At 59.0% G+C, this 420-nt stretch carries 1 rRNA gene; it reads right to left on the reverse strand.

Features of this window, described 5'->3' with window-relative positions:
* Window positions 1-343 precede the first annotated feature (343 nt).
* Window positions 344-420, reverse strand: a 16S ribosomal RNA gene (locus tag ADK54_RS16250); the annotation flags it as partial.

Genomic DNA, 420 nt, shown 5'->3' on the forward strand with positions numbered 1-420 from the left:
CTGGTGCCAAGGCATCCACCGTGCGCCCTTAAAAACTTGGCCACAGATGCTCGCGTCCACTGTGCAGTTCTCAAACAACGACCAGCCACCCATCACCCCCACCTTGCAGTGGAGTTCACTGGGGCCGGCATCAGAAGGACAGACCTCACGGCCCGTACCCTCAGACACCCAACAGCGTGCCCGACCCGATCCTCCCTGGTTCACGTTCCACGCCGAAGCAGTACTAGTGACCCTGAAGCATCGTGCCGAATAGTCAACGTTCCACCCATGAGCTGACCACCGTCGGACATTTGCCGACGAAATGGCCTCTGACCAGGCGAACCTGGTGAGAAGTGCTCCTTAGAAAGGAGGTGATCCAGCCGCACCTTCCGGTACGGCTACCTTGTTACGACTTCGTCCCAATCGCCAGTCCCACCTTCG

The sequence above is a fragment of the Streptomyces sp. WM6378 genome, assembly GCF_001279695.1.
Taxonomy (GTDB): domain Bacteria; phylum Actinomycetota; class Actinomycetes; order Streptomycetales; family Streptomycetaceae; genus Streptomyces.